Source organism: Burkholderia sp. S171 (assembly GCF_009766085.1).
GTDB lineage: Bacteria > Pseudomonadota > Gammaproteobacteria > Burkholderiales > Burkholderiaceae > Caballeronia.
The window spans coordinates 1-9,452 of record NZ_LMUF01000046.1 but is presented as its reverse complement, the minus strand read 5'-3'; the positions used below and the strand labels follow the sequence as shown (position 1 = coordinate 9,452).

The following is a 9,452-nucleotide window of genomic DNA, read 5'->3' as shown; positions in this document are numbered from 1 at the left end:
TGGCTAACAGTGATAAAGAGAAAATCCGACTCACGCAGACCACTAACCCTGAAAGTAGCACCCCGGCATAAACTCCGACCACGAACACCAAAAGCACCACCCCGGCACCACCCCGACCGCAAACCCCCGGAACAGAACCAAAACCCCGAGTGCGAACGGCTCGCCCCCGAAGTGCTATTCTAAAACGCCCCGTTCCTTCCTCCGGAAACCCTCCCATGAGCGCTCTGTTTTCGCCCTTCACGCTGCGAGGCGTGACGCTTCCGAACCGCATCGTGGTCTCACCGATGTGCCAATACTCAGCCGAACGCGGCGAAGCCACCGCTTGGCACATGATCCACCTCGGACATCTCGCGCTCTCGGGCGCCGGCATGCTGTGTCTCGAGGCAACCTCGGTCGAACCCGACGGCCGCATCACGCCCGGCGACCTCGGCCTCTGGGACGACGCGACTGAAGCCGCGCTCAAACCGGTCATCGACGCCATTCGAAAATATTCGCACATCGCCATCACGATGCAGATCAGCCACGCCGGCAGGAAAGCGTCGAGCGCGGTTCCCTGGGAAGGCGGTCAGTTGATCGCCGTTTCGGACGGCGGCTGGATGCCCTCAGCGCCGTCGGCGATTCCGCATAAGGAAGGCGAAACGCCGCCGCTCGCCCTCGACGCAGCCGGCCTGATCCGCATACGCGACGCCTTCGTGGCGACCGCGAAGCGCGCCGCGCGCCTGGGGGTAGACGCCCTTGAAGTGCACGCGGCCCACGGTTATCTGCTGCATCAGTTTCTTTCGCCGCTTGCCAACCAGCGCACCGATGAATACGGCGGCTCGCTCGAAAACCGCATGCGTTTTCCGCTGGAAGTCTTCGACGCCGTGCGCGCGGCTTTTCCCGCCGATAAACCCGTGGGCCTGCGTGTGTCGGCATCGGATTGGGTGGAAGGCGGCTGGGATCTCGAGCAAACCATCGTGTTCGTGAAGGAGTTGCAGAAACACAAGATCGACTGGATCGATGTGTCATCGGGCGGTGTATCGCCGCTGCAAAAAATTCCGCTGTCGCCGGGTTATCAACTGCCGTTCGCAAAAGCCATCAAGGAAGCCACAGGCGTGAATACCATGGGCGTGGGTCTTATCACCGACCCGCAGCACGCCGAAGAAATTATTGAGTCGGGTGAGGCAGATCTCGTCGCGTTGGCGCGTGCGCTGCTCTACAATCCGCGCTGGCCGTGGCACGCGGCCGCGCAACTGGGTGCGACCGTCGAAGCGCCGCCGCAATACTGGCGCTCGCAGCCGCGCGAACAAAAAGCGTTGTTCGGCGATATCTCGTTCGGTCAGCGTTGAAACTCGCGGCTTGAATTTATGGAGCGGTTGAACTCGTGCGCGCCTAGCGTGTACGATGCCGTTGTTCGCCTGCATGGTTTCAACCGCACGCGGGCGGCGAAGGACAGTGAATTGCAGCACACGAAGCAACTGAAGCAAACAATGCAATGAGACGGACAGCAACGCGGCGGCGCCTCGCATTCAGGCCGCCGCGTTTTTTTAATCCACGTTCCGGTTCGTCACCGTTCGCGTGAAACCGGGACGAGGCGAAGTTGAAGCGTCTGCTAAGCCAAACCGATTCGTTTTAAAGGATTCATTCGATGAGTTCACGGAGGGTCGCCGTCCGCCGTTCGGGCATACACGGCAAGGGCGTGTTCGCCGCGATACCGCTCGCCAAAGGCGAACGGATAATCGAGTACAAAGGCGAACGCATTTCGTGGAAAGAGGCGTTGCGCCGTCATCCGCACAACCCCGACGAGCCGAACCATACGTTCTATTTCGCGCTCGAAAACGGCAAGGTGATCGACGGCAAGGTCGACGGCAACAGCGCACGCTACATCAACCATTCGTGCGCGCCGAATTGCGAAGCCGAAGAGAAGGAAGGGCGTGTGTTCATCCATGCGCTGCGTGCGATCAAGGAAGATGAAGAGCTGTACTACGACTACGGTCTCGTCATCGACGGTCGCATCACGAAGAAGCTCAAGAAGGAATATGAGTGCCGCTGCGGCGCCAAAAAGTGCCGCGGCACCATGTTGGCATTGAAGAAGAAAAAGTAGGGTCTTCGTAGAGAAGTGTCAGCCAGAAAAAACGCCACGGCAGGTTGCCTCCGTGGCGTTTTTCTATGCCGCTTTCAAAGGCATCCGCACGATGAAACGGGCGCCCCCTTCGGGCGCCGGAGCGTCTTCGTAATGCACGCTGCCGTTATGCAGGACCATGATGTCGTGGACGATCGCGAGACCCAGTCCGGCGCCGCCTTCCACGCCGTGACCATCGCCGCGAAAGAAGCGCTTGAAGAGATCCGGCTGCTGTTCCAGCGGCACGCCCGGACCGTTGTCTTCCACCACGATTTCGCCCATCCGCTGGCCGGTTTCATCGATGGTCTGCGTCACCGTCACGGTCACGCGTGCGCCTTCGGCCCGTGAAGTGGGAACGTATTTCAGTGCGTTATCTATAAGATTGCCGATCACCTCGCGCACCAGCACGCGATTGCCGCGCACGGTCAGGGGATGTTCGTTATCGGGATCGTCGAGACGCTGGAAACCCATGTCGATACCGACGGCGAGCGCACGCGGCACCCATTCGGCGCCGGTTTCAAACGCGAGGTTGGCGTAATCGAATTCAGTGAAACGCGCGGCCTGTTCGCCCGGCTCGGCGCGAGCGAGCGAGAGCAGTTGATTCGACAGCCGCACAGCCCGATCCGCCGATGCCCGCAACTCCTTGACCGCCTCCAGCACCTTCGCCGGGTCCTTGGCGCTCGCTGCCTGCTCGGCGTGCAGCTTCACGGCAGTGAGCGGCGTACGAAGCTGATGGGCGGCATCGGCAATAAACTTGCGCTGGCCGTCGAGCGCCGTTTTCAGGCGGTCGAGCAGGGCGTTCATCGCGCTCGTCAGAGGACGAATTTCGATGGGAACAAACGATTCGTCGACCGGTTCCAGCGACGTGTGGGTCTGCCGGTTGAGGGTATCGGCGAGATCGGTCAGCGGGTTGAGCTGCTGGTTCACCACGCGCCATACGATCACCCAGCCCGCCAGCAGCAGGAGCAGCAGCGGCATCATGATCGCGACCATGAATTCGACCGCTATCCGATACCGCGAGCCCACACGCTGCGCCACTTCCACGACTATAGGATTGCCGTGCGCCTGATCGACGCGCACCTGGGCCGCACGCACGCTCGTGCCCTGGTAGTTCGTCTCGAAGACATACGCGTAGTGAATCCGGCGCACGTTGGTGCCGGTCAGCGGCAGATCGGGTTCGCCGGCGATCTCGCTGTCGCCGTCGCTGATCCGGTAGATCAGTTGTTCGACAGGATCCGAGAACATCGCGCGGGCAAGCGGAGGCACCGTGAGCGGTGCGTCCACACCCGCTAGCTGGATTTGCTTGGAGATCGCCGTGGCGAGATCGGCCAGCGAGCGGTCGACCACATGCTGCGTGTATTGCCACGCAAGCCAGTACGCCATCAATCCGCTCATTAACGCGAGCAGCGACAGCGGCGCGGCAAGGCGGCGCAACAGCGAGCGCCGCAGGCTGGGCGGCACGCGTGCAGACGGGGCTGCCGAGCGCGCCAGATGCAGCCAGTCGGCGCGGTCGAAACGTTCGTCGGGCGTGCGCCGGGGAGGGAATCGCAAGGTGCTTGGTTACCGCTTGTCAGGCTGGTTATGCCATCGACAAACCGCTTACGCCGCGGTCTGCCGGATTTCCTGCAGCAAGTAGCCGAAACCTCGCACCGTCACGATTTCTACGCGGCAGTTTTCGAGTTTCTTGCGAACCCGGTGCACGTAGACTTCAATGGCGGTGTCGCCGAGATCGCCGCCGAAGTGCGTCAGGTGATCCTGCAACTGCGCCTTGCTGACCACGCGGCCGTGGCGCAGCAACAGCATTTCGAGCACGGCGAATTCCCGCGGCGACAGTTCAAGCGGTTTTTCGTCGTTGAAAATGCGACGATCGACGCCCGACAGGCGCAAGCCGCCCAACGATACTTCCGGACGCGGTACATCGCCGTGCGGGCCGCTGCGGCGCATGACAGCGCGAATGCGCGCTTCGAGTTCAGCGGGTTCGAACGGTTTGAGCATGTAGTCGTCGGCGCCGCTGTTCAGGCCCTGGACGCGGTCATGCAGTTCGTCGCGCGCGGTCAGGATAATCACTGGCGTATGACGATTGCCCTGGCGGAAACGCGACAACAGCGTCATGCCGTCGATACCCGGCAAGCCGAGATCGAGAATCACCAATTCATGGCGATTTTGCGTGAGCGCTTGCTCCGCGAAAATGCCGTCGTGGACCATATCGACGGTAAAGCCGGCTTGTTCAAGGCTACTTTGAATGCCGCGCGCGATGGGGCGGTCGTCTTCGATCAGAAGGATTCGCATGGAAGTCGCTCTTATACGATGGGTTGGGCTCGATTGCGCGTCGCGGCCGCCAGCCGGAATTGCCTACCGTTCTTTACCGCGGCGCCGTCCGAGTCATATCAGCAATCTTTTTTCGCCAAACGCTGCACCGCGCGTCGCTGTGCAGCAGTTCTCCTGCGGCTCGGCATGCCGGAATTCCCCGCTTCGCGGACGCCACCCGCGACCAGTTTCCAGCACGTCCGCTCGGTCCCTATGGCGACGAAACCGGTCGTTGAAAGAGATAAACGGACTGTCCAAACCGTATGCGCTGCTGATTGTACAGTGTCGGTCTATGCCGCCGATGGACTGGAGTGGTCAGAGCGCTTAAGGCTTTGTCGAAGCTTACGCCTGGTTGAGGGGTTTTCTTTCTCGTTGAAAGATTTCATTGCCGCAGACTTGCAAACACCTTTGTTTCTGCTTTCGAATAAGCGAGTTTTGGTCTCTTGCAGCCTTTTGCAGCTCACTTATTGCGGATTTTGAATGTCATCGTTTGTAATACGACTGTTACGCATTTGTCGCAGTAGTCAGGTTGCGTAATTGGGTCGGTAAGCGGATTTCAAGCTCAGGATAGGGAATCGATGAACTTCGCGAGCGTTATGTCGCGTTCCGTCAGACCTTTTGCCGTATGCGTCGAGAGCGTAATTTCGACTGTGTTGTACACATTCGACCATTCTGGATGGTGATCAATTTCCTGCGCCTTTATTGCCACGCGGGTCATGAAACCGAATGCTTCGTTGAAATCGGCGAACTTGAAACTTCGGAGAATTGAGCTGCTGTCCGCGCTGAGTTGCCAGTTCTTTAATTCCGCCAGAAGTTTGGGTAGTTCATCAGTTGAAAGTTTCTTGATCATGTCGGCTCTCCTTGCTCAAGCAATGGGATTCAGTGCGGCGCGGCAACGCATGCGATCGAGGAGCGGGGAGTCACGCGGTAAGCTTGCGTCTTTCGGCTTCTCACGCAGGATATCCCCATGGTCGACCTTGATCACTTCGATCTCGCGCTGCTCGACGTTCTTCAGCGCTTCGGCCGCGCGACGCATCAACAACTTGGCGAGGAAGTGCCGCTGTCGCCCTCGCAGATCGGTCGCCGCCTGCAACGCCTGGAGGCGACCGGCGTGATCGATGGTTACCGGGTTGTGCTGCGCCCCGAAAAACTCGGTCTCGGCGTGACCGCTTTCACGAGCCTTAAGCTCAAGCATCACGGCGATACCGTTATCGACCAGTTCCAGCAGCAGATCGAAGCGCTGCCCGAAGTGCTCGAATGCCATGCGACAGTTGGCGACGCCGATTACCTATTGCGAATCGTCGCGCCGGATTTGAACGCGCTGTCCACGTTCGTCATGAAAAAGCTGATGCGAGTTCCCGGCGTAGACAGCGTGCGCTCCAATATTGTGCTGACCACATTCAAGCGCAACGGACCGCTACCGCTGGGACATCTCGCGCCAAATCCGCCGGAATCTACGGGTTAGGCCGGTTCGCTCAGCAGGTCGACATACGCGACAGGAACGAGGTCGCTTGCCGACACCCCCAGCTTTGCAAACAATTCCTCCGCTTCCTTCTCGCCCTCGGCTTCATCGTCATCTTGGGCGAGCAGTACTTCCAGTTCGATGAAATCGCCTAGTCCGTCCACGCGGTCCAGGTGAATCCGCGTGCGCCCGACGTTGTACACATGGCGCTCCTTGTTCACTATCCCACGTGTATTCAGCGCCTGTGCGAGCAGCGCGTGGGTGGCTTCGGGATTAGTCACTGGGCTGCGCGAGTAATACGACACCTTCGGGCCGTCGCGGTCATCGCGTTGATAGAAAATCAGTTCCGCCGGCGTGTTGTCGTCGAATTGACGCAGTTTGAGGCGGCCGTTTGGCACATCGTAGAAAAAATCCTGCTGGCGGTAGATCATCGGCGGTTCGCTGGCTAGCGCTGCTGCGCGCGCCAGAAGCTGGTCGAACTGATGCGCGCGAGCCTTGATTTCGATATTGCGTGCCATGGTGGATTTCCTGGTTACGTGGGCGCCAGATGCGCGACCCTCAGACTAACAAAATTTGATGACCGGAAGATTCATCGGCTTCCGGTCGCGACTTTCAAAACGGTGGTTCAGGCGACTAGGTCGCCCATTGATCTTCAATCAGACGTAACGCCGCCGCGATGCTCGGCTCCTCGCGGCGCTCCGCCAGCACGATGAACGAAAGCTGCGTAGGCACCGTGACACCTTCCACGATCGTCAGCGCATGCGCATGCGCTTCGGCCAGCGCGATGGAGTCGCGCACTAGCGTCAGGCCCACGCCCGACTTGACCAGATCGAGCATTGACGGCTCCTGATCCACTTCCGCTACCTTGACCGGCTGGACCCCGTGGGCGTCGAAGATCCGCGTGAGCAAGCGGTTATGCGCCGATTCCGGTGGCGTCCAGATCCAGGGCAGCCGGGCAAGCGCCACCCAGCCATTCGCTCCGCCTTCCAGACGCTCCGGCCGGTTCACACGCTCGTTCCAGCCCGTGGGCGCCAGCACGCGATACAGATACGGCTTCAACTGCACGACATGAAAGCGGTCCGGATCGCGGGGTTCATCGATTGCCGGATCGCCGATATAAAACCCCACATCGAGATCGCGCACCTTGATGCGCTCGAGCACCCAGCCTGACATGCCATGCCGCAACGCGGTTTCAATGCGCGGATACGTCTCCACGAGCGCCCGCAAGAAGCCGCCCAGACGCAGGAATTCGGGATCGAGGATTGTCCCGATGGTCAGGCGTCCGCTGACCTCATGGCGAAGCGCGGCGGCCACGCGCTGGACCTCGCTCGCGGCCGTCAGGGCTCGCTCCGCGTGCGGCAGGAGGGTTTCCCCGTCGCGCGTGAGGATCAGGCCGTGCGATGTCCGCGAAAACAACGCGACGCGCAGCGTCTCCTGCAGATTCTTGATTTGCAGGCTGACGGCGGGCTGGGACACGTGCAACAACACGGCCGCGCGCGTGAGATTGCCTTCGCGGGCGACGGTCACAAAAGCGCGGAGAAGAGTCAGGTCCATGCCTGATATTAGCCCAGCTTATAAAGCTGTTGAAGATATCTGATTGGATTGCTGCACTGCGTCCGCAGTAGCGTGTGCATTTGGCATAGAGCGAAAGCCGCCTGAAGCGGCTTGGGTGGGAGACACAGATGAAACAGGACGCGCGCAAGCTTGAGGGCGAATTTGACTACATCATCGTGGGGGCGGGAACGGCGGGGTGCGTGCTTGCGAATCGGCTGACCGAAGATGCCGATGTAAGTGTTCTGCTGCTGGAAGCTGGCGGCAGGGACAACTACCACTGGATTCACGTGCCGGTCGGATATCTGTATTGCATTGGCAATCCGCGTACGGACTGGCTTTATAAGACGCAGGCTGAAGCCGGACTCGACGGGCGATCGCTTTCGTATCCGCGAGGCCGCGTGCTCGGCGGTTGCTCGTCGATCAACGGCATGATCTACATGCGCGGCCAGCGTGAGGATTACGACGAGTGGGCGCGCATTACCGGCGATCGCGACTGGTCCTGGGACTCAGTGTTGCCGGTGTTCAAACGCAGTGAAGATCACCATGGCGGTGGGAATCAATGGCATGGCGCCGGGGGCGAATGGCGTGTCGAGAAACAGCGGCTGAAGTGGAAGGTGCTGGAAACGTTCGCGCAGGCGGCTCAGGAGAGCGGTCTTCCTGCTACTGACGACTTTAATCGTGGCGACAACACGGGCGTTGGTTATTTCGATGTCAACCAGCGCAGCGGGATCCGGTGGAATGCATCGAAGGCATTTTTGCGCCCGGCGATGAAGCGGCCCAATCTCACCATCATCACGGGTGCTCATACGCAGCGGTTGGTGATGGAGGGCAAGCGTTGCGTGGGCGTGGAATATCGTGGCGGCGACACGGACTATCTGGCGAAGTCGCGATGCGAAGTGATTCTGAGTGCGGGCGCGGTGAATTCGCCGCAATTGCTGGAGTTGTCTGGCATTGGGAATGGGGCACGGCTGCAGCGGCTGGGTATCGACGTGGTGCATGACCTGCGGGGTGTGGGCGAGAATTTGCAGGATCATCTACAGCTTAGGATGGCTTACAAAGTGCGTGGCGTGCGGACGTTGAACACTTTGTCGGCGCATTGGTGGGGTAAGGCCTGGATTGGCTTGCAGTACATGTTGATGCGAAGCGGGCCGATGTCGATGGCGCCGTCGCAGTTGGGGGCGTTCGCGAAGTCCAATCCGGATGACGTGACTATTACGCGGCCGGATGTGGAGTATCACGTGCAGCCGTTGTCGCTTGACCGGTTTGGGGAGCCGTTGCATTCATTCAATGCGTTCACGGCTTCGGTGTGTCCGTTGCGGCCCACGTCGCGGGGGAGTGTTCATATTGCGACGCCGGATGCGCGGGATGCGCCTTTGATTGCGCCTAATTATTTGTCGACTGATCGTGATCGTGAGGTTGCGGTCAATGCGTTGCGTTTGACGCGGCGGATTGTGAGCGCACCGGCGTTGGCGAAGTATTCGCCGGAGGAGATTTTGCCGGGGCCGGCGTTCCAGACGGACGCGGAGCTTGCTGTTGCGGCGACGAAAGTTGGGACGACTATTTTTCATCCGGTAGGGACCTGTCGGATGGGGACGGATAACGATCCGGCTGCTGTTGTTGATGGGCGTTTGCGCGTGATTGGGGTGAGCGGGTTGCGCGTTGTCGATGCATCGGTGATGCCGACGATTACCTCAGGCAACACGAATTCGCCGACGTTGATGATCGCTGAGCGGGCCAGCGAGATGATTCGGGCTGATCGACGGTTTTTGTTTTCGCTCGCGCCGGTGGACGGGGGGGGGTGATTTTGGTGTTTGTGGGCGGGGTCTATGGCGGGGTGGTGCTTTCGGCCTTAGTGGTCGGGGTCTATGCCGGGGTGGTGCTTTCAGTGTCAGTGGTCTGCGAGAGTCGGATATTCTCTTTATCACTATTGGCCACTGTGCGTGCCGCCCGTCATTTCTTTGTCCAAAGCGACAAAGAAACGAAGCAAAGAAAGCGCTTTCAAACCACGCTACCCTAAGTGTCCACAGC

9 protein-coding genes are annotated in these 9,452 nt (G+C 60.0%); 4 read left to right on the top strand and 5 right to left on the bottom strand.

Annotation, left to right across the window (positions count from 1 at the left end):
* Nucleotides 1-215: 215 nt before the first annotated feature.
* Both GSQ93_RS25240 and GSQ93_RS25235 read left to right on the top strand, forming a co-directional pair.
* A complete protein-coding gene (locus tag GSQ93_RS25240) occupies nucleotides 216-1,328 on the top strand; it encodes an NADH:flavin oxidoreductase/NADH oxidase (RefSeq protein ID WP_158938378.1) in 1,113 nt (370 codons plus the stop codon).
* Between the two features lie 299 nt (nucleotides 1,329-1,627).
* The gene (locus tag GSQ93_RS25235) at nucleotides 1,628-2,083 is read left to right on the top strand and encodes an SET domain-containing protein (protein WP_158938377.1); all 456 of its coding nucleotides are present in this window, start codon (nucleotides 1,628-1,630) and stop codon (nucleotides 2,081-2,083) included.
* Nucleotides 2,084-2,146: 63 nt separating this feature from the next.
* On the opposite strand, the gene GSQ93_RS25230 is transcribed toward GSQ93_RS25235, so the two are convergent.
* The 3 genes from GSQ93_RS25230 to GSQ93_RS25220 all read right to left on the bottom strand — a co-directional run bounded on the left by GSQ93_RS25230 (nucleotide 2,147) and on the right by GSQ93_RS25220 (nucleotide 5,258).
* Nucleotides 2,147-3,592, bottom strand: a complete 1,446-nt coding sequence (locus tag GSQ93_RS25230) for a sensor histidine kinase (RefSeq protein WP_254074048.1) — start codon at nucleotides 3,590-3,592, stop codon at nucleotides 2,147-2,149.
* A gap of 108 nt (nucleotides 3,593-3,700) precedes the next feature.
* A complete protein-coding gene (locus tag GSQ93_RS25225; RefSeq protein WP_031364554.1) occupies nucleotides 3,701-4,390 on the bottom strand; it encodes a response regulator transcription factor in 690 nt (229 codons plus the stop codon).
* Between the two features lie 580 nt (nucleotides 4,391-4,970).
* Complete coding sequence (locus GSQ93_RS25220; protein ID WP_158938375.1) at nucleotides 4,971-5,258, bottom strand: 4a-hydroxytetrahydrobiopterin dehydratase; 288 nt, start codon at nucleotides 5,256-5,258, stop codon at nucleotides 4,971-4,973.
* Between the two features lie 117 nt (nucleotides 5,259-5,375).
* Between GSQ93_RS25220 and GSQ93_RS25215 the strand changes: the two genes are divergently transcribed.
* A complete protein-coding gene (locus tag GSQ93_RS25215; RefSeq protein ID WP_158938374.1) occupies nucleotides 5,376-5,873 on the top strand; it encodes an Lrp/AsnC family transcriptional regulator in 498 nt (165 codons plus the stop codon).
* Here the strand turns inward: GSQ93_RS25215 and GSQ93_RS25210 are convergent.
* Together GSQ93_RS25210 and GSQ93_RS25205 are read right to left on the bottom strand one after the other, a co-directional pair.
* Nucleotides 5,870-6,388 carry a class IV adenylate cyclase gene (locus tag GSQ93_RS25210; RefSeq protein WP_158938373.1) on the bottom strand — a complete coding sequence of 173 codons (519 nt, stop codon included), beginning with the start codon at nucleotides 6,386-6,388 and terminating at the stop codon, nucleotides 5,870-5,872. The two genes, GSQ93_RS25215 and GSQ93_RS25210, sit on opposite strands and share 4 nt — an antisense overlap.
* A 115-nt stretch (nucleotides 6,389-6,503) precedes the next feature.
* Complete coding sequence (locus tag GSQ93_RS25205; protein ID WP_158938372.1) at nucleotides 6,504-7,424, bottom strand: LysR family transcriptional regulator; 921 nt, start codon at nucleotides 7,422-7,424, stop codon at nucleotides 6,504-6,506.
* 128 nt (nucleotides 7,425-7,552) lie between these two features.
* Here GSQ93_RS25205 and GSQ93_RS25200 point away from each other — a divergent pair, with 128 nt between their 5' ends.
* Nucleotides 7,553-9,226 carry a GMC family oxidoreductase gene (locus GSQ93_RS25200; protein WP_158938371.1) on the top strand — a complete coding sequence of 558 codons (1,674 nt, stop codon included), beginning with the start codon at nucleotides 7,553-7,555 and terminating at the stop codon, nucleotides 9,224-9,226.
* Nucleotides 9,227-9,452: the final 226 nt, after the last annotated feature.

Bases quoted from the DNA above. Each gene is read 5' to 3' on its own strand.
- GSQ93_RS25200 (WP_158938371.1), top strand. From the start codon at position 7,553: ATGAAACAGGACGCGCGCAAGCTTGAGGGCGAATTTGACTACATCATC.
- GSQ93_RS25220 (WP_158938375.1), bottom strand. From the start codon at position 5,258: ATGATCAAGAAACTTTCAACTGATGAACTACCCAAACTTCTGGCGGAA.
- GSQ93_RS25210 (WP_158938373.1), bottom strand. From the start codon at position 6,388: ATGGCACGCAATATCGAAATCAAGGCTCGCGCGCATCAGTTCGACCAG.
- GSQ93_RS25205 (WP_158938372.1), bottom strand. From the start codon at position 7,424: ATGGACCTGACTCTTCTCCGCGCTTTTGTGACCGTCGCCCGCGAAGGC.
- GSQ93_RS25235 (WP_158938377.1), top strand. From the start codon at position 1,628: ATGAGTTCACGGAGGGTCGCCGTCCGCCGTTCGGGCATACACGGCAAG.
- GSQ93_RS25240 (WP_158938378.1), top strand. From the start codon at position 216: ATGAGCGCTCTGTTTTCGCCCTTCACGCTGCGAGGCGTGACGCTTCCG.
- GSQ93_RS25225 (WP_031364554.1), bottom strand. From the start codon at position 4,390: ATGCGAATCCTTCTGATCGAAGACGACCGCCCCATCGCGCGCGGCATT.
- GSQ93_RS25215 (WP_158938374.1), top strand. From the start codon at position 5,376: ATGGTCGACCTTGATCACTTCGATCTCGCGCTGCTCGACGTTCTTCAG.